The following is a 16,259-nucleotide window of genomic DNA, read 5'->3' on the forward strand; positions in this document are numbered from 1 at the left end:
CGCGTTGCGTAAGGTCGCCGACATCCTGCGGAAGGTAGGTTTCCTGGCCGTGCTGGCGCTCGCCGCGCCGCTGGCGGGGGGCCTGTCCGCGCACGCGCAGGGGCTGCCCGCCGTGACGGCCGGCAAGCCCGGCGACAAGCTCCTCGTCGAGGCCGACGAGCTGATCTACGACAACGATCACGGCACCGTGACCGCACGGGGCAATGCCGAGCTGCATTACGGTCCGCGGACCCTGCAGGCCGACCGCGTCCGCTACGACCGGAACAGCGGCCGGGTCTTCGCCGAGGGCAATGTCCGCCTGACCGAGGCCGATGGCGGCGTCGTGACCGGCGCGCGGATGGAGCTCACCGACGACTTCAAGACCGGCTTCGTCGACGCCTTCCGCGGCCAGCAGACGGTGCAGCGCAAGTTTGAGACCGTCCGCACCCGCTTCTCGGCCCCCCGCGCGGAGCGGCTGAACGGCGAGCAGACGAGCTTCGAATCCGGCAGCTACACCGCCTGCGAGCCGTGCAAGGACAACCCCGAGACGCCGCCGCTCTGGCAGATCAAGGCGAAGAAGATCATCCACGACAACGAGACCCACACGGTCTATTTCGACGCGTCGACGCTGGAGATCGCCGGCATCCCGGTGGCCTACCTGCCGTATTTCGAGGCGCCGGACCCGACGGTGAAGCGCAAGACCGGCTTCCTGACGCCGCGCTTCGTCACGACGACCGCACTCGGCAACGGCGTGTCGCTTCCGTACTTCATCAATCTCGCGCCGAATTACGACCTGACACTGACGCCGACCCTGCTCAGCCGTCAGGGGCTGCTGGCGCAGGGCGAGTTCCGGCAGCGGATCGACAACGGCTTCTACAACATCCGCCTGTCGGGCATCTCGCAGACGACGCCCTCGGCCTTCCTGCCGAGCCCGCTGGGTGCCGGCGAGCGCGACTTCCGCGGCTCGGTGGAGTCCCAGGGCCGGTTCTACATCAACCCCCGCTGGCGGACGGGCTGGGACCTCGTCGGCGTCACCGACAAGTGGTTCCTCGACAATTACCGGATCCGCAATCAGAACATCACCACGGACTATTTCCGGGAGGCGACCTCGACCGCCTACCTAATCGGCCAGGGCGACCGGTCGTGGTTCGAGGCGCGGGGCTACTACTTCAAGGGACTGTCGAGCTTCGACTGGCAGAAGCAGCAGCCGATCGTCGCGCCGGTCATCGACTACGACAAGCGCGTCAACGGTCCGTCCGAGATCGGCGGCGAGGTACGCTTCCAGGCCAATATCACCAGCCTGAACCGGGAGACCACGCAGTTCCAGGGGCTGCCGCGCACCGCAAGCTACCTGTTCTCGCCGAGCGTCAACGGCGTCAGCTTCCCGCTCTACCAGACCTGCACGGTGTTCCAGCGCGGCACCTGCGCGATCCAGGGGCTCGCCGGAAACAACACCCGCGCCTCCGCGGAGCTGTCCTGGCGGCGCAGCTTCATCGACGACATGGGCCAGAAGTTCACCCCCTTCGCGTATCTGCGCACCGACGCGTTCTTCAACAGCACGAGCTTCTCAGGCTACCAGAACGACCTCGTCCCCCAGGTCGCCCATGTCGACCAGGGCTTCGCCGGCCGGGTGATGCCGGCGATCGGCCTCGACTATCGGTACCCGTTCGTCGCCAACTTCGGCGCGCTCGGCGTCCACACCCTGGAACCGATCGGCCAGATCATCGCCCGCCCCTCGGAGACGCGGATCGGCCGCCTGCCCAACGAGGACGCGCAGAGCCTCGTGTTCGACGACACCTCCCTGTTCGAGTGGGACAAATTCTCCGGCTACGACCGGGTCGAGGGTGGCGTGCGCACCAATCTCGGCGGCCAGTACTCGGTCGTGACCCCGTCGGGCTGGTACGCCAACGTGCTGTTCGGCGAGTCCATCCAACTCGCCGGCGTCAACTCGTTCCGCCGCGGCGACATCGCCAATGTCGGCCTCGATTCCGGGCTCGAGACGCAGCGGTCGGACTTCGTGGGACGGTTCCAGGTCTCGCCGAACCAGAATATCACGTTCATCAGCCGAGCCCGGTTCAACCAGTCCGACTTCCACGTGTCGCGGTTCGAGACCGGAGCGACGGCGCGGTTCGCGCCGTTCCTGCCCCTGAGCGTGTCGGCGTTCTACTCCTACTATGAGGCGCAGCCGCTGCTCGGCTACAGCCACTACCGCGAGGGCATCACCGCCACAGCGACCTACAACATCACGCCGAACTGGTTCATCTCGGGCTCGCTGCTCGTCGACCTCACGCACTACCTCGACGTCCGCAACACCTATCAGGACGCGCTAACCTCGTACCTGGCCAACCCGATCGGGACGGTACCGGTCTACCAGAACCCAGGACGCTTCTACCTGTCGGGTGCGAGCTTCGGTGGCGGCTACCAGGACGAGTGCACGACGGTCTCGCTGAACTACATCAACTCGCCGATCGCCACCGCCACCGGCGTGCGCGAGCGCAACCAGACCGTGCTGCTCCGCGTCGAGTTGAAGACCCTGGGCGAGGCGGACCTGCGCCAGAACGTCGGCACCGCGATCACGGCGGACGGCATCGCCTCGGTGCGCTGACGGCCTTCCGGCGCGGCGCCGTCGATCCGGCGAGCGGGCGGCGGACTCCACGATCGCCGTTCCGAACGCCCCCCACCGGGGATGCGCCTGACCCGCGCGGGCGCTATAGACCCCCCATGCCGCCCCTCGCCCTCACCCTCGGAGACCCTGCCGGGATCGGTCCGGAGCTGGCGCTCAGCGCCTGGCTCGGGCGGGGCGGCGCCGATCCGCTGCCGCCGTTCTTCCTGGTGGCGGATCCCGACTTCATCGAGCGCCTCGCCCATCGCCTCGGCCGCGCCGTCCCGGTGGCGGAGGTCGATCCCGAGACCGCCGCCGAGGTTTTCCCGCGCGCCCTCCCGGTGGTGCCGCTGCCCAGCGGCGCCCGCGTCGCGGCCGAGCCCGGTGTCCCGGATTCCGTCAATGCCGGCGCGATCATCGAGTCGATCACGGCGGCGGTGGCGTTCGTGAAGGCCGGGCGCGCGCGGGCGGTGGTCACCAACCCGATCGCCAAGTTCGTGCTGACCCGGGCGGGTTTCGCGCATCCCGGCCACACCGAGTTCCTGGCCGCCCTCTCGGCGCCGCCCGGCCGGACRCCGCCCCGGCCCGTCATGATGATCTGGAGCGCCGGCCTCTCGGTGGTGCCGGTGACGATCCACGTTCCGCTCAAGGACGTGCCCGGTCTCCTGACGCAGGACCTCGTCGAGGAGACCGCTCTCATCGTCGCCCGGGACCTGCGGGACCGGTTCGGCCTCCCCGAGCCGCGCCTCGTGCTGGCCGGCCTGAACCCGCATGCGGGCGAGGCGGGGACTATCGGCCACGAGGACCGGGACGTCCTCGCGCCCGCGGTGGCGCGGCTCAGGGCGCAGGGCATCGATATTCGCGGGCCGCTGCCGGCCGATACCCTGTTCCATGCTCGCGCGCGCGCCACCTACGACGTCGCCTTGGCGCCCACGCACGATCAGGCCCTGATTCCGATCAAGACCATCGCGTTCGACGACGGCGTCAACGTCACCCTGGGTTTGCCGTTCGTGCGGACCTCGCCGGACCACGGCACCGCCTTCGACATCGCCGGCAAGGGCATCGCGCGGCCCGACAGCCTCATGGCGGCCCTGCGCCTCGCCGACCGGCTGGCCGCCCACGAGGCGGCGCGGACCGGCGCGGCGGACGGGGCCGCGATCATTCCGTTCAGCGTGTATGCCGGACGGCCCCGGCCCGTGGGCGCACAACATTTCGATCCCGAGGACGAATTGTGACGCACGCATCATGAGTGCCGGCGACGGGCTCCCGCCGCTGCGCGATGTGGTCGCCCGGCATGGCCTCGAGCCCAGGAAGGCCCTCGGCCAGAACTTCCTGTACGACCTCAACCTCACCGGCCGGATCGCCCGCGCGGCGGGACCGCTGGCGGGCGTGACCGTGGTGGAGGTCGGCCCCGGGCCGGGCGGCCTGACCCGCGCGCTGCTGGCCGAGGGGGCGGCGCGCGTCGTGGCGATCGAGCGCGACCCGCGCGCCCTGCCGGCCCTTGCCGAGATCGCCGCCCACTATCCCGGTCGCCTCGAGGTCATCGACGCCGATGCCCTCGCCTTCGACCCGCGGCCACTCGTGGGCGCCGGGCAGGCGCGGATCGTCGCCAACCTGCCCTACAATGTCGGCACGGCGCTGCTCACCGGCTGGCTCGGCGGCGAGGCCTGGCCGCCCTGGTGGGATCAGGCCGTGCTGATGTTCCAGCGCGAGGTCGCCGATCGCATCGTCGCCGGGCCGGAGACGCGGGCCGATTACGGCCGGCTCGGCGTGCTCTGCGGCTGGCGCAGCGAGGCCGAGATTCTGTTCGATGTCAGCCCCTCGGCCTTCGTCCCGCCGCCGAAGGTGACGTCCAGCGTGGTCCGGCTGGTGCCGCGGGCAAAGCCCCTGCCCTGCCGCGCTGGTGCCCTGGAGGCCGTCACCCGGGCGGCGTTCGGCCAGCGGCGCAAGATGCTGCGCCAGAGCCTCAAGGTGCTGACGCAGGATGCAGGGGCGCTCTTGGCCGAAGCGGGCCTGACCGAGACGGCGCGGGCGGAGGAGATCTCGGTGGCGGGCTTCGTCGCCCTCGCCAACCTGTGGGACGCACACAGAAAAGCCGGCGCCGCTGTGACGGCGCCGGCCTGAAGGATGTCTCGGAAGCCCCGGCGCGGAGGCCGGGACGCGGTGGCGGTCAGCGCGTCTGCTGGATCGCCGACAGCACCCAGCCGCGGCCGGGCTGCCGCAGGAAGGTCCAGAGCTCGGTCGCCTCGGACGAATCCGTGGAGACGACGCGGCCGCCGGCCCGTTCGACCATCACGTCCTTGAGGGCATAGCGCATCGCCACGGTGGCGTAGTCGGTGCGATCCTCACCCCAGGATTCCGCGAGGTCGCCCTGAAGCAGCTTCACGTCGGAGATCTTGTTCACCACCCCGCGGGCCGCGTTGTTGCGCAGCTCCTCGTCGAAATACGCGACCATCTCGGGCGTCGACAGGTTGCCCAGCGTCACCCGATCCTCGTGGGAATAGGCGTCCTGGATGTCCCCGAGCAGACGCTCGAAGGCCTGATAGTCGGCCGGGCCGATCTGCACCGGGCGTGCCTGCGGGGGCCGCTGGCCGCCGCGGAACGTCCCGCCCGCAGGACCGGCGGGAGCCCCGCCCATCGGGCCGCCCGGACCCTGCGGCCCGTCGAGGTTCGAGCGGGCGTAGGGGGCGCCGGCACCAGCCGGCTCGTTCCGGCGGCGGAAGAACCGCAGCGCGAGCATCACCACGAGGACGACCAGCCCGACCTGGAACAGCAGGCCGATCATCGACGCGAGACCGCCGAGGCCCCCGAAGAACCCGCCGCCGAGGAGCGCGCCGATCAGGCCTGCCCCCAGGAGGCCCGCAAAGAAGCCGCCGCCGAAGCGCCGGCCCGGCGCGGCCGGAGCCTGCATGCCGGGGCTGCCCATGCCGGGGGATGGCGCGGTCTGCGAGCGCTGCATCGACATGCCGCCGCCCGGGGCCGTCGGCGTCGCGGACGGCGCCGTGTAGGTGCGCGATCCGCGGGATCCGAAGGATCCACCACCGCCCGGACGGGCTTCGGCGACGGGTGCCGCGACGGTCAGCGCCGCGGCCAGCGCCAGGAGGGCAGCCACGCGCCGGCGACGCGAAAACTCAGTAAACATGTACACGCCTCTGAGGACGAGAACCGGAGGGCGCATTGCGCCAGTGACGATATGGGAACGGCCGGGCTCGGGTTTTAGTCCTGCCCACCAACCGTGGAATCTCGTTTTCTACCGCTCAGTGCAGCGTGCGCTCCGGCGCCGCCGGGAACGAGAGGCGCACCTGGGTCCCCGTTCCGATCTGGCTGTCGATGGTGATGGTGCCGTTCTGGCGCTTCATCAGCCCATGCACGATGGCGAGGCCTGCGCCGCGCCCGGCCTCGTGGCTGGTCTGGAACGGCGCCAGTGCCCGGGCGAGCATCTCCGGCGACATGCCCTGCCCGGTATCCCCGATGGCGATCCCGACGCTGCCCTGGCTCGGCTGCTGCAGGGAGCGGTCGCCGGGATCGATCCGGAAGGTCGCCAGCGTCAGGGTCCCCCCCGAGGGCATGGCCTCGCAGGCATTGGCGACGAGATGCCGCAGGGCGAATTCGATCTGGGTCGGGTTGCTGATCGCCCGGGGCAGGCCCGGCGTGGCCGCGACGGTGAGCCGGATCCCCGCCGGCAGATCGGGGGCGAGGCGGGCGGCGACATCCGCCACGATCGCGTCGAGGTCGACCGCCCGGACGTCGGGGGCGATGCGACGGGAATAGGCCAACAGGTGCCGGGTCAGGATCGCCGCCCGCTCGGTGGCGTCGGCCGAGCGCGCGATCGCCCGCTGGATGAACGGTTCCTGGCGGTCGCCGAGGCGGCGTTTCAGGCCGTCGATGTAGCCGATCAGGATCTGCAGGAAATTGTTGAACTCGTGCGCCACGCTGTTGGTCAGGAGCCCCAGCGCTTCGCGCTGGCGGGACAGGGCCAGGGCGCCTTCGGCCTCGCGGCGCGGCGTGACATCCAGGATCTGGCCGATCCGGCACTGGGTGTTGGGCAAGGGGGCCGTCGTCAGTTCACCCCAGAAGCTGGTTCCGTCGGCGCGCGCCGCCAGGAAATCTTGGCCTTCGGACCGGGTTGGATCGAGCGGTGTCGCGCGCGGCGCCACGATCAGGTCGAAGCCCCGCGCGACGAGTGCCTCCGCCGGGAAGCCGGTGAGATGTGCCAGGGCGGGATTGGCGTGGAGGATGCGGCCCTGCGCGTCGAGCACGAGGCTCGGCGTCGGCAGCGCGTCGAGGAGCGTGCGGGCCTCGTCTGAGAGCGATCCGCCCTCGGCCGCGCTGTGATCCGTCCCGGGCTGCTCCATGCTGCTTTCGCACTCAGCGGATGCGGAAGGTCCGCGACGGATGAGCGATAGCGACGAACCGCGTCACGGCCAAGCGAGGGGGCCAAGCGAGGGGGCCAAGCGAGCCGGCCAGTTCGTCCGCGGGCTTACTGGCGCACCCACATGACCCGGGCCATCCAGGCGACCTCACCGAGATTCAGGATCCGGTCTTCGTGCTCCGGGTTCAGCGAGGCCAGCTCGACGGTCCGGGCCGTACGCCGCTTCAATTCCTTGGCCAGGACCTCGCCGCCGTGCAGGCGAACCACGACACGGTCGCCCTTGCGCACGCTCGCCGTCGGCGACACGATCAGGACGTCCCCGTCCCGGAACAACGGCAGCATGGAATCGCCCTGGATCTCCAGCGCGAAGGCCCGCTCCTCGCCGAGGTCGGGGAACTCGATTTCCTCCCAGCCGGCGCCGCCGGTGGGCATACCCTCGTCGGTGAACAGGCGGCCGGCCCCGGCCTGGGTGAGACCGATCAGCGGGACCATGGTCCGGGCCGGGATCTCCCGGGCCTCGATCAGGCGCAGGAACTCGTCGAGGCTCGATCCGGTCGCGGCCAGGACCTTCGACACCGATTCCGTAGAGGGCCAGCGCTTGCGACCGTCGGCGCCGACGCGCTTCGAGCGGTTGAAGCTGGTCGCATCCAGGCCGGCCCTGCGGGCGAGTCCGGAGGCCGAGTAGCCGTGCCGTTCGGCGAGCCGGTCGATGGCGTTCCAGATCTGCTCGTGCGACAGCATAGCGGGCTCGGAAGCTCACCCAGAGCGGGGAGGCGCCCCCGTCTCACCAGCCGGAATCCGGCTGCCTCGGAGGCATGCAGACGGTCTTGCCGTCGGGTGCGGTCGACACCCGCCGGGTACGCGCGGCGATACTTGACGATGCGCAGTCCGGACACGGTCTCCCGCTCCGGACACGGCTCTATGACGGTCAGCCTACTCGTAGGAAAGTAGAACTACGGGCGGCAGAATGCAATCGCTCCTCGAATCCTCGGGGCGTATCGGTGTTGCCGCGGGCACGCGGCCCCTCTATCGACGCGTCGGTTCCGAGGAGCTTCGATGCCGCTCATCTACAAGATCTGCCCGCGCGCCCTGTGGCGCGAGGCCGAGACCGCCGGCGCATTCAGCGGCGCGCCGATCGACCGGCAGGACGGCTTCATCCACTTCTCCACGGCTGCCCAGGTTGCCGAGACGGCGGCCCGTCATTTCGCGGGACAGGGCGACCTGCTCCTCGTCGCCGTYGCGGCCGATGCCCTCGGGGAAAGTCTGCGCTACGAGCCCTCCCGGGGCGGCGCGCTGTTCCCGCATCTCTACGGACCGCTCCCCCTCGCCGCGGTGGTCTCGGTGGACGAAATGCCGCTTGGGGCGGATGGACAGCATGCCTTCCCGGTCGGGATCCTGCCCGCATGATCGAAGCCGCCTTCCCCCTGGTACGGCCCCTGCTGCACCGCCTGGACGCGGAGCGCGCGCACGACCTGACGCTGCACGCCCTCGCCCTCCTGCCTCCGGCAGCTCCCCCGGCAGATGATCCGCGGCTCGCCGTCGACCTCCTCGGCCGCCGCTTCCCGAACCCGGTCGGTCTCGCGGCCGGCTTCGACAAGGGCGCGCGGGTGCCGGACGCGCTGCTCGGTCTCGGCTTCGGCTTCGTCGAGGTCGGCGGGGTCGTTCCGCGGCCGCAGCCCGGCAATCCCCGGCCCCGGGTGTTCCGCCTCGCCGCCGACCGGGCGGTGATCAACCGCTTCGGGCTCAACAGCGAGGGGCTGGAGGTGGTGGCCGACCGGCTGCGCGCCCGGAGGGGGCGTCCGGGCCTCGTCGGCGTCAATATCGGCGCCAACAAGGACTCGACCGACCGCCTCGCCGACTACGCCGCCTGCACGGCCGCGCTCGCGCCCCTGGTGGACTTCGTCACCGTCAACGTATCCTCGCCCAACACGCCGGGCCTGCGCGACCTCCAGGGCGAGGCCTTCCTCGACGAGCTGCTCGCCCGGACGATCGAGGCCCGCGACGCGGCCGGCGCCAAGGCGGCGATCCTCCTGAAGATCGCCCCCGACATGGCGCTCGATGCCCTCGACGCGGTCTGCGACACCGCCCGGCGGCGCGGTGTCCAGGCCCTGGTCGTGTCCAACACCACGGTGGCACGGCCGGCGAGCCTCCGCGAACGTGGGCTCGCCAGGGAAACAGGCGGCCTCTCCGGTCGCCCCCTCTTCGGTCCGGCGACCCGGATGCTGGCCCAGACCCGCCTGCGCGTCGGGGACGACCTGCCGCTAATCGGCGTGGGCGGCGTCGATTCGGCGGAGGCCGCCTGGACCAAGATCCTAGCCGGGGCGAGCCTGGTGCAACTCTACTCGGCCCTCGTCTACGAAGGCCCGGGGCTGGTCGGGCGCATCAAGGCGGGACTCCTGGAGCGCATGAAGCGGGATGGGATCGCGTCGCTCCGGCAGGCCGTCGGACGTGGCGCCGCCGATCTCGCCCGCGGGGACTGACCCGACATCAGGACGACCGCCTCGGCGCCTTGGTGAATGCGAGCGAGGCGGAGCCATCGAGCCGCGCCGCGCCGCGTCCCTCCCTCCGGCGGCGCCTGAGGTCGCTTCGCCGCACGCGAACGCCGCGAGCGCGGCGCTCCGTCGGCGAAGCCGGCGCCCAGGCCGCCGATCCGCGCCTTGACGGTTTGGAAAGGCTTTACGGAGCGGGAGGTTAGCCTGTGTCCCGTGCATGAGGGGCCTGCGCGGACACGCCATTGTGAGGGTGCTGCGGAGACGCTTATCTCGCGGTTGCGAGAGCCTTCGCGCCACCAATTCCAGGACGGTTCATGGCCCAGTCTGAAGGGTCTTCCAAGCGCTCATCCGCCGCCGGCGGCTGGGGCGCTCTGAAGAGCTGCGGCAAGCACCTGCTCGGCAGCCGCGCGCCCCTCACCGGCGCCCGCGCGCTGCTGAAGGCCAACCAGCCCGACGGGTTCGACTGCCCCGGCTGCGCCTGGGGCGACCCGGAGCACGGCTCGTCCTTCGAGTTCTGCGAAAACGGCGTGAAGGCAGTCTCCTGGGAGGCCACCGACAAGCGCACGAAGCCGTCCTTCTTCGCCAAGCACACGCTGACCGAGCTGCGGGGCTGGAGCGACTACGCCCTCGAGGGGCAGGGCCGCCTCACGCATCCGATGCGCTACGACGCAGCGAGCGACCGCTACCTGCCGGTGAGCTGGGACGTGGCCTTCGCGGAGATCGGCGCGACGCTCCGCGGCCTCGACCATCCGGATCAGGCGGAGTTCTACACCTCGGGCCGCGCCTCGAACGAGGCGGCCTATATCTACCAGCTCTTCGCGCGGGCCTACGGGACCAACAATTTCCCCGACTGCTCGAACATGTGCCACGAGGCCAGCGGCGTCGCGCTGATCGACGCGATCGGCATCGGCAAGGGCACGGTCCTGCTGGAGGATTTCGAGAAGGCGGACGCGATCTTCTGCGTCGGCCAGAATCCCGGGACCAACCATCCGCGCATGCTCGGCGACCTGCGTCGGGCGGCCGAGCGCGGGACGCAGGTCGTCGTGCTGAACCCTGTGCGCGAGCGCGGCCTGGAGCGGTTCGCCGACCCGCAGAACACCGTCGAGATGCTGCGCGGGGCGAGCCGCCCCATCGCGAGTCATTACCTCCAGCCGCGCTCCGGCGGCGACATGGCGGCCTTCCGCGGCATCGCCAAGATCGTGTTCGCTCGCGACGCCGAGGCGTTGGCGGCCGGCCGCCCCTCGCTCCTCGACCGCGCCTTCCTGGAGCACCATACCGACGGGCTCGAGGCCTACCGGACGGCCGTCGAGGCGACCTCCTGGGAGGCGATCCTCGACCAGTCCGGCCTCACGATGGACGAAATCGCCGCCATGGCGGACGTCTATCTCGGGGCGCAGCGCGTCATCGCCACCTGGGCCATGGGCGTAACCCAGCACCGCCACTCCGTGGCGACGATCCGGGAGATCGCCAACCTCCTGTTCCTGCGGGGCCATATCGGTCGGCCCGGCGCGGGCCTTTGCCCGGTCCGCGGCCATTCCAACGTGCAGGGCGATCGCACGGTCGGCATCAACGAGCGCCCCGCCGCCGCCTTCCTGGATGCCCTGGAGCAGCATTTCGGCCTCGCCATGCCGCGCCGGCACGGCCACAACGTGCTCGCGGCGATCCGCGCCATGCGCGACGGCACGTCCAAGGCCTTCATCGGGCTCGGAGGCAACTTCCTGCGCGCGACGCCCGACACGCCGGTCGTCGCGCGGGCGCTGGCCTCGTGCCGGCTCACCGTGCACATCGCCACGAAGCTCAACCACGCCCACCTGGTGCCCGGCGCGGTCGGCTACCTGCTGCCCTGCCTGGGCCGCACCGAGATCGACCGGAACGCCGAGGGCAAGGTCCAGATCGTGACCGTCGAGGACTCGATGAGCATGGTCCACGGGTCGGGCGGCATCAACAAGCCGGCCTCGGCAGAGCTGCGCTCCGAGATCGCCATCATCGCCGGGATGGCGCAGGCGACGGTCGGCTCGGCCGCCATCGACTGGGCCGGCTTCGCCGCCGATTACGACCGGATCCGCGAGGCGATCGCCGCCACGATCCCGGGCTTCACCGGCTACAACACCCGGGTGCGCAAGCCGCGTGGCTTCATGCTGCGCAACCTCGCCGCCGAGCGTGTGTTCGAGACCGGAACGGGCCGCGCCAATTTCTCGGCGGAGGCGCTGCCGGCCGAGACCGAACACCAGGCCGCGCAGAAGGCGCCGGACACGTTCGTGCTCCAGACCTTCCGGAGCCACGATCAGTACAACACGACGATCTACGGCCTGGATGACCGCTACCGGGGTGTGTACGGCGAGCGCCGGGTGGTCTTCGCCCATCCGGACGACCTCGCGGAGATCCGCGACCGGCTCGGGGAGCGCGTCGACATCGTCGGCCTCCACGCGGACGGCACCCCTCGGCGGGCCGAGGACTTCCGCTTGGTACCCTTCGACATGCCGCGGGGTTCGCTCGCGGGCTACTACCCGGAACTCAACGTCCTGGTGCCGCTCTCGACCTTCGGTGAGAAGAGCGACACGCCGACCTCCAAGTCGGTGCTAGTGACGCTGCAGGCGCGCGCGGCGGCGTGAGTGGGGCGCCCGACGAGGCGGCGTTCGTCGCCGCCCTCGACCGGATCACGGCTGCCGATCCCGCCCTCGACCCGTTGGCGGCCGGCCTCCTGGCGGCCCTTGAGCTGGGCCTGCCCGGCGACAGCCGCGCCTTCGCCCGCACCTTCGGTGTGGAACACGCCCTGGTGCTGCGGGCCGTCTCCGGCCTGGAGGAGGCCGGTCGCCTCGCCGTGACCGCGCGCGATCCGCGCACACAGCGGACGCGGTACGCGGCGCCCGCCTGAACGGCTCTGTCAGTGCGGTGCCGCGGATCGCGGGCGGCCCATGCCCGATCAGGCCGTCTTCATGAACCGGGTCACGCTCTCCGAAAGCCCGGCCGAATGGCCGGCGAGGCTCTCGGCGATGCCCTGGACCGCCTGGGCGAACTGACCGGTGGCACTGGCGGCCTCGGACACGCCGCCGATATTGCCCGCCATCTCATGGGTCGAGACCGCCTGCTCCTCGACGGCGCCCGCCATGGACAGGGTCAGCTTGGAGAGTTCCCCCACCGCCGCGGTGATCATCTCGATGGCGCCGACCGCCTCGCCCGTGGCGCTCTGGATCGCCGACACCTGCTGGGTGATCTCGCCGGTCGCCTTGGCGGTCTGTTCGGCGAGCGCCTTCACCTCGCTCGCCACCACCGCGAAGCCGCGACCGGCGGCGCCGGCCCGGGCCGCCTCGATGGTGGCGTTCAGGGCCAGGAGGTTGGTCTGGTCGGCGATCGACTTGATCATGCCGACCACCGCGTCGACCTTGCGGGCGTTCTCGGCGAGCTGGCGCATCGTCGCGTCGGTGGTTCCGGCCTGGACGGCGATCTGCTGCGCGCGCTCCGAGACCCGTCCGACCTGACCGGAGATCTCCTGGATCGCACCGTTCATCTGCTCGGAGCTGGCCGCGACCGAGGAGGCCTTGTCCCGCGCGGCTTCGGCCGATTGCATCAGCCCCTGGGCCGAGTTCTGCATCTCCTGGATCGCGGAACCCACGGCCTCGACGACCCGCTTGACGTCGGTCTCCATGTTCACCTGTGCGGTGACCACCGCCCAGGTCAGCATCGGGCCGATGTACCGGCCCGTCTCGTCGTTCACGGCCGTGACCCGGAGATTAAGGGTCTCCGGCCCGACCTTGATCTTGGTGGTATGGGGCAGCCGGCTCGCATCCGCCAGCATGGTCCGCTGATGATGCGGGTTCTTGTGGAAGACGTCGAAGGAGCAGCCCATCATCTCGTCGACCGTCACGGGCAGGTGCTGCTCGATCGTCCCGAGGGTCCGGCGCGACGTGGCGTTCATGTAGTCGATCTTGAAATCGTTCGTCAGGTCCGCGGTCATCACCGCGACCGGGACGTTGTCGATCATCGTCAGGAGCCGGTTGACCTCCTTCTTCTTCGCGGAAATGTCCGACGCGAACTTGACGACCTTCACGGGCCGACCGCGGGCGTCGAGGACGGGGTTGTAGGTTGCCTCCAGCCACACCGAGGCGCCGTCCTTGTCGAGACGCAGGAACTCGCCGGTAACGTATTCACCCTTCTTCAGCGTGTCCCAGAACGCCGCATAATCCGCCGTCTCGGCAAAGTGCTTGTCGACGAAGACGCGATGGTGCCGATCCTTGATGTCGGCGAGACTGTATTTCATCAGCGCCAGAAAATTCTGGTTCGCGTGCAGGACGTTTCCGTCCATGGAGAATTCGATGATCGCGAGCGAGCGATCGAGGGCATCGATCTTGGCCTGGGCTTCGTTGAAGGTGCTGCGGTTGAACATGGCTAGGCTCGCGTTTCTCGGCGGCCCTGATAGCGCGGACATCCTTAATGAACGATTTCGTTGGAGTGACAGATCAGTCGTGCCCGGCTAGGTAGTGCGCGAGACCTTGCCTTTCTCGCCGGACGGATAAAAGACATCGATTTCTCGGGCGGCGATACGATCGGAATGCGCAATGATTGGACTAGAAGACTATATTAAATGCGAAAAGGTCAGAACCATCCGCGAATACGAAAATAGATCATCGGCGCTACGGCGCTGAAGAGGATCAGGCCGAGGGCGTAGGGGTATCCGAGGGTCCAGTCCAGCTCCGGCATGTGCTTGAAATTCATGCCGTAGATCGAGGCGATCAACGTCGGCGGAACGCCGACGACCGAGACGACGGTGAGCACGCGGAAGACGTTGTTCYGCTCGATGGTGATGAGCCCCAGGGCCGCGTCGAGGAGGAATTGAACGTTCTCCGCGAGGCGCGTCTCGAACTCGTCGAGCGATTCGATGTCCCGCTTGATGGTCTCGAACCGGGTATCGTCCGGCAGGCCGATGCCGTCGCATGCCGCCGCCACGAACGGGATGATCCGCTCGAGTCCCAGCAGGCTGGCGCGGATCTTTCCCAGGACCTTTCCGCGGTTGCTGATCCCCCGCAGGATCCGACGCAGGGCGAGGTCCCGGCGCCGGGGCGGCGGGCTCTCCAGGCGCCGCCGCTCGGCGCCGCGAACATCGAAGTCGAAGATCCGCGTCGACAGGCTGTCGAGGTCCGATCCCATATCCTCCAGGGCATCGGCGAGGCTGTCCACGAGCTCTTCCAGGATCACCAGGAAGACCTCGCTCGGGGTGACGCTGCCGTCGCCATCGGCGATCCGCTTCCCGGCCGAGTCGAATGCGCGCAGATCGTGAAAGCGCACGGTCACCAGCCGGTCCTTCGACAGCAGGAAGCCCAGGGGCTTCAACTGCGAGTCGCTGCGCTCGAAGGTGATCATCGGGGTCGACACCGAGAGACCGGCCTTCACTCGGCGCAGGCGACTGGAGGTTTCAACCTCTGCCAGTGCCTCCCGGGAGGGAATGCGCAGGCCCGTGGCTGCCTCGACGGCGGCCGCCTCCTCGGAACTCGGATCCTTGAGATCGAGCCAGACGGCGTCCGCCGGGATGGCCCCGCCGAGATCCGGCGCCAGCGAGCCCTCGGGTCCGTGCAGGCTCAGCATGGGGTCACGTCATCCGCCGGGGAAAAGGGTAAGGGCAGGTCATCAAGCCGTCGCGCGAGGGTGCGACAGCCTTGACACCCAAGCGTGGCGAGCCTATCTCGCCGACGTCTTTGGCACTCGCCGAGACAGAGTGCTAACAGTCGAGTTCGCAAGCGGTCCCGCCGGCCGCATCAACGCCAACTCCAGACCTGAAGCAAGAGGGCAGCTCATGAAGTTCCGTCCGCTGCACGACCGCGTGGTCGTCCGTCGCATCGAAGGCGAAGAGAAGACCAAGGGCGGCATCATCATCCCGGACACCGCCAAGGAAAAGCCGCAGGAGGGCGAGGTCATCGCCGTCGGTCCCGGCGCCCGCGACGAGTCCGGCCGCGTCAACGCGCTCGACGTGAAGGCCGGTGACCGCGTCCTGTTCGGCAAGTGGTCCGGCACCGAGGTCAAGATCGACGGTCAGGACCTCCTGATCATGAAGGAATCCGACATCATGGGCGTCGTCGCCCTCTGATCGGATCGCCCGTCTCCACCCTTTGAGGCCCCGCGGGGTCTTGGGGTCGAACCCAACCAGACAAGAGGCAAACCATGGCAGCGAAAGACGTTCGTTTCTCCGCCGACGCCCGCGATAAGATGCTGCGCGGCGTCGACATCCTCGCGGATGCGGTGAAGGTGACGCTCGGCCCGAAGGGTCGCAACGTCGTGATCGAGAAGAGCTTCGGCGCCCCGCGCATCACCAAGGACGGCGTCACCGTCGCCAAGGAGATCGAGCTCGCCGACAAGTTCGAGAACATGGGCGCCCAGATGGTGCGCGAAGTGGCCTCGAAGACCAACGACATCGCGGGTGACGGCACCACCACCGCGACCGTGCTGGCCCAGGCCATCGTCCGCGAGGGCGCCAAGTACGTCGCCGCCGGCATCAACCCGATGGACCTGAAGCGCGGCATCGACCTCGCCACCCAGGCCGCCGTGAAGGACATCATCGCCCGTGCCAAGAAGGTCTCGACCTCCGACGAGGTCGCTCAGGTCGGCACGATCTCCGCCAATGGCGACAAGGAGATCGGCGAGATGATCGCCCACGCCATGCAGAAGGTGGGCAACGAGGGCGTGATCACGGTCGAGGAGGCCAAGACGGCCGAGACCGAACTCGACGTCGTCGAGGGCATGCAGTTCGACCGCGGCTACCTGTCCCCGTACTTCATCACGAACGCGGAGAAGATGGTCGCCGAGCTTGAGGACCCCTACATCC

At 69.5% G+C, this 16,259-nt stretch carries 14 protein-coding genes; 9 read left to right on the forward strand and 5 right to left on the reverse strand.

All coding sequences use genetic code 11. The features are described 5' to 3' along the window. Window positions 1-4 precede the first annotated feature (4 nt). The 3 genes from AC1DXK_RS10485 (at window position 5) to rsmA (ending at window position 4,705) form a co-directional block, all read left to right on the forward strand. Window positions 5-2,584: an LPS-assembly protein LptD gene (locus tag AC1DXK_RS10485; RefSeq protein ID WP_457106708.1), complete on the forward strand. Its 2,580-nt coding sequence runs from the start codon at window positions 5-7 to the stop codon at window positions 2,582-2,584. Window positions 2,585-2,700: 116 nt separating this feature from the next. Next, window positions 2,701-3,816: a 4-hydroxythreonine-4-phosphate dehydrogenase PdxA gene (gene pdxA / locus AC1DXK_RS10490; protein WP_457106707.1), complete on the forward strand. Its 1,116-nt coding sequence runs from the start codon at window positions 2,701-2,703 to the stop codon at window positions 3,814-3,816. A gap of 10 nt (window positions 3,817-3,826) precedes the next feature. Next, window positions 3,827-4,705, forward strand: coding sequence for a 16S rRNA (adenine(1518)-N(6)/adenine(1519)-N(6))-dimethyltransferase RsmA (gene rsmA, locus AC1DXK_RS10495; RefSeq protein WP_457106706.1), 879 nt, complete (start codon window positions 3,827-3,829; stop codon window positions 4,703-4,705). Between the two features lie 46 nt (window positions 4,706-4,751). On the opposite strand, the gene AC1DXK_RS10500 is transcribed toward rsmA, so the two are convergent. The 3 genes from AC1DXK_RS10500 to AC1DXK_RS10510 all read right to left on the reverse strand — a co-directional run bounded on the left by AC1DXK_RS10500 (window position 4,752) and on the right by AC1DXK_RS10510 (window position 7,694). Then, window positions 4,752-5,723 carry a TIM44-like domain-containing protein gene (locus tag AC1DXK_RS10500; protein WP_457106705.1) on the reverse strand — a complete coding sequence of 324 codons (972 nt, stop codon included), beginning with the start codon at window positions 5,721-5,723 and terminating at the stop codon, window positions 4,752-4,754. A 115-nt stretch (window positions 5,724-5,838) separates the two neighbouring features. Continuing rightward, window positions 5,839-6,936: a two-component system sensor histidine kinase NtrB gene (locus tag AC1DXK_RS10505; RefSeq protein ID WP_457106704.1), complete on the reverse strand. Its 1,098-nt coding sequence runs from the start codon at window positions 6,934-6,936 to the stop codon at window positions 5,839-5,841. 125 nt (window positions 6,937-7,061) lie between these two features. Beyond that, window positions 7,062-7,694: a S24 family peptidase gene (locus AC1DXK_RS10510; RefSeq protein WP_457106703.1), complete on the reverse strand. Its 633-nt coding sequence runs from the start codon at window positions 7,692-7,694 to the stop codon at window positions 7,062-7,064. A 315-nt stretch (window positions 7,695-8,009) separates the two neighbouring features. Between AC1DXK_RS10510 and AC1DXK_RS10515 the strand changes: the two genes are divergently transcribed. The 4 genes from AC1DXK_RS10515 (at window position 8,010) to AC1DXK_RS10530 (ending at window position 12,320) form a co-directional block, all read left to right on the forward strand. Beyond that, on the forward strand, window positions 8,010-8,360 hold the full coding sequence (locus AC1DXK_RS10515) for a DUF952 domain-containing protein (RefSeq protein WP_457106702.1): 351 nt from the start codon (window positions 8,010-8,012) through the stop codon (window positions 8,358-8,360). After that, window positions 8,357-9,433 carry a quinone-dependent dihydroorotate dehydrogenase gene (locus AC1DXK_RS10520; protein ID WP_457106701.1) on the forward strand — a complete coding sequence of 359 codons (1,077 nt, stop codon included), beginning with the start codon at window positions 8,357-8,359 and terminating at the stop codon, window positions 9,431-9,433. Before AC1DXK_RS10515 ends, AC1DXK_RS10520 begins: the two co-directional genes overlap by 4 nt. 326 nt (window positions 9,434-9,759) lie before the next feature. Further along, entirely contained in the window at window positions 9,760-12,057 is a 2,298-nt protein-coding gene (locus AC1DXK_RS10525) for an FdhF/YdeP family oxidoreductase (RefSeq protein ID WP_457106700.1), read from the forward strand. Further along, the gene (locus AC1DXK_RS10530) at window positions 12,054-12,320 is read left to right on the forward strand and encodes a hypothetical protein (protein ID WP_457106699.1); all 267 of its coding nucleotides are present in this window, start codon (window positions 12,054-12,056) and stop codon (window positions 12,318-12,320) included. The genes AC1DXK_RS10525 and AC1DXK_RS10530 overlap by 4 nt, the downstream gene beginning before the upstream one ends. A gap of 48 nt (window positions 12,321-12,368) precedes the next feature. Here the strand turns inward: AC1DXK_RS10530 and AC1DXK_RS10535 are convergent, their stop codons facing one another. Continuing rightward, window positions 12,369-13,829, reverse strand: a complete 1,461-nt coding sequence (locus AC1DXK_RS10535) for a methyl-accepting chemotaxis protein (RefSeq protein WP_457106698.1) — start codon at window positions 13,827-13,829, stop codon at window positions 12,369-12,371. 209 nt (window positions 13,830-14,038) lie between these two features. Next, the gene (locus AC1DXK_RS10540) at window positions 14,039-15,025 is read right to left on the reverse strand and encodes a CorA family divalent cation transporter (RefSeq protein WP_477297693.1); all 987 of its coding nucleotides are present in this window, start codon (window positions 15,023-15,025) and stop codon (window positions 14,039-14,041) included. A 208-nt stretch (window positions 15,026-15,233) separates the two neighbouring features. Here AC1DXK_RS10540 and groES point away from each other — a divergent pair, with 208 nt between their 5' ends. Together groES and groEL are read left to right on the forward strand one after the other, a co-directional pair. Further along, complete coding sequence (gene groES, locus AC1DXK_RS10545) at window positions 15,234-15,524, forward strand: co-chaperone GroES (RefSeq protein WP_457106696.1); 291 nt, start codon at window positions 15,234-15,236, stop codon at window positions 15,522-15,524. 74 nt (window positions 15,525-15,598) lie between these two features. Next, on the forward strand, window positions 15,599-16,259 hold a 661-nt coding region (gene groEL, locus AC1DXK_RS10550; protein WP_477297695.1), incomplete at its 3' end, for a chaperonin GroEL.

The sequence above is a fragment of the Methylobacterium sp. P3_A11 genome, assembly GCF_056403155.1.

Excerpts from the sequence above, each read along its gene's own strand:
- rsmA (WP_457106706.1), top strand. The coding sequence starts at position 3,827 with ATGAGTGCCGGCGACGGGCTCCCGCCGCTGCGCGATGTGGTCGCCCGG.
- AC1DXK_RS10500 (WP_457106705.1), bottom strand. The coding sequence starts at position 5,723 with ATGTTTACTGAGTTTTCGCGTCGCCGGCGCGTGGCTGCCCTCCTGGCG.
- AC1DXK_RS10505 (WP_457106704.1), bottom strand. The coding sequence starts at position 6,936 with ATGGAGCAGCCCGGGACGGATCACAGCGCGGCCGAGGGCGGATCGCTC.
- AC1DXK_RS10510 (WP_457106703.1), bottom strand. The coding sequence starts at position 7,694 with ATGCTGTCGCACGAGCAGATCTGGAACGCCATCGACCGGCTCGCCGAA.
- AC1DXK_RS10520 (WP_457106701.1), top strand. The coding sequence starts at position 8,357 with ATGATCGAAGCCGCCTTCCCCCTGGTACGGCCCCTGCTGCACCGCCTG.
- AC1DXK_RS10525 (WP_457106700.1), top strand. The coding sequence starts at position 9,760 with ATGGCCCAGTCTGAAGGGTCTTCCAAGCGCTCATCCGCCGCCGGCGGC.
- AC1DXK_RS10535 (WP_457106698.1), bottom strand. The coding sequence starts at position 13,829 with ATGTTCAACCGCAGCACCTTCAACGAAGCCCAGGCCAAGATCGATGCC.
- groES (WP_457106696.1), top strand. The coding sequence starts at position 15,234 with ATGAAGTTCCGTCCGCTGCACGACCGCGTGGTCGTCCGTCGCATCGAA.